This window comes from Methylobacterium sp. WL18, assembly GCF_008040015.1.
GTDB classification, from domain to species: domain Bacteria; phylum Pseudomonadota; class Alphaproteobacteria; order Rhizobiales; family Beijerinckiaceae; genus Methylobacterium; species Methylobacterium mesophilicum.
On record NZ_VRVD01000959.1, the window covers coordinates 1 to 1,268 of the forward strand.

The 1,268-nt window shown below is 72.4% G+C and carries 3 protein-coding genes; 1 reads left to right on the plus strand and 2 read right to left on the minus strand.

Annotated elements, in window-relative coordinates; genetic code table 11:
* A partial coding sequence (locus tag FV228_RS30075) for a hypothetical protein (RefSeq protein WP_147857768.1) occupies positions 1-233 on the minus strand: 233 nt, incomplete at its 3' end.
* Between the two features lie 307 nt (positions 234-540).
* Positions 541-855, minus strand: a complete 315-nt coding sequence (locus FV228_RS30080) for a hypothetical protein (protein ID WP_147857769.1) — start codon at positions 853-855, stop codon at positions 541-543.
* A 181-nt stretch (positions 856-1,036) separates the two neighbouring features.
* Between FV228_RS30080 and FV228_RS30085 the strand changes: the two genes are divergently transcribed.
* The coding region (locus tag FV228_RS30085; RefSeq protein ID WP_210247836.1) for a hypothetical protein at positions 1,037-1,268 on the plus strand (232 nt) is incomplete at its 3' end.

Genomic DNA, 1,268 nt, shown 5'->3' on the forward strand with positions numbered 1-1,268 from the left:
GGGTATCGCGCTTCGGCGCGCTTGCGCACCGCCCGCGCACGCTCGACCTCGGCGACGCCGATCGGCCGGGGCGAGGCCTCCTGCGTGAACGGCATCCGGCTGCGGATGTCGCCGTAATAGTCCGCGCCGCTCATCCCGAAGCCGCCGCCCGTGACCGGACCGTCCATGAGCGGCTCCCCGGCGCAGGCCGCCGTGGCGGAGCAAACGAGGAGGGCGGCGAGGATCAGGCGCATGCTGGAACTCGGGCAACCGGGATTCGGCCGTTTCAAGACCACGGCCATGACGAGGGCGTGTGCGCCGGGCGGATCGGCCGCTCGGCCCCGCCCCGATCTGCTCACGGGGCGGGGGAGCGTCCGATCTCACCAGCGGTCGAGCCGATACGCGACGCGGCTCGTGATGCACGGTGACGAGCCGCGGTTAGCAGGCCGTGCGCGTGCCTCGGGATCGATCGTCCCGGGCCGGGACCGTGCACGCACGACGAGCCCGCCACGACAGGGGGCCGGGCGGGCTCATGAGGATCAGGATTCGGATCGGAAGCGGTCAGAAGCCGCCACGCCCATAGCCGCGCGGACCGCCATAGCCGTGCGGCCGGCCATAGCCACGACCGTACCCGCGACCGTATCCGCGGCCGTAGCCGTAACCCCGCCCCCGGAAGCCCGGGCCGCCGTAGCCATGGCGGTGGCCGCCGAAACCGGGTCCGAAGCGGGGTCCGCCGTAGCCGTACTGAACCCGCTCCACGGCCGGGGCAGCCTCGGCGACGGCCCCGAGACCGATCTGGGCCGCGGCGGCCGGGAGGGGCGCGAGAAACAGGCTGGCTGCGAACAGGCCACCCGTCAGCGTCGGTATCTTGAACACGGATTCTCTCCTTGCCGAGGCCGCTGATGCGCGGCCCCGGCTTAGTGGCAACCCGATGGGCTCTCGGACCGTTCCTGACGGAGTGACCTGCAACGGCCTTCCTGCGGATGCGCCCCGCTCCCACGCGACAAACCCGGCTCGTCGGCGAACCGGCCGGACGGCGCGCGGCGTCCAGTGCGCGATGATCCTAGAACGCCCGTCGGTGCGGTGGCTCGTGGTCGCGCTCGCGGTCTTCGGCAGCACCCCCGCATTCGCCCGGGGCGTTCGAGCCGACAGGGCCCATCGCCGCGAAGGGATCCAGGCGCAGCCCTTCTTCTATCCGCGACCGCCGACCACGACGCTGCGCGCCCCGGACGACGGCATCATCCACTGGAACACCCCGAACAAGGACGGCAATCTCGGCGGCCCCGGAA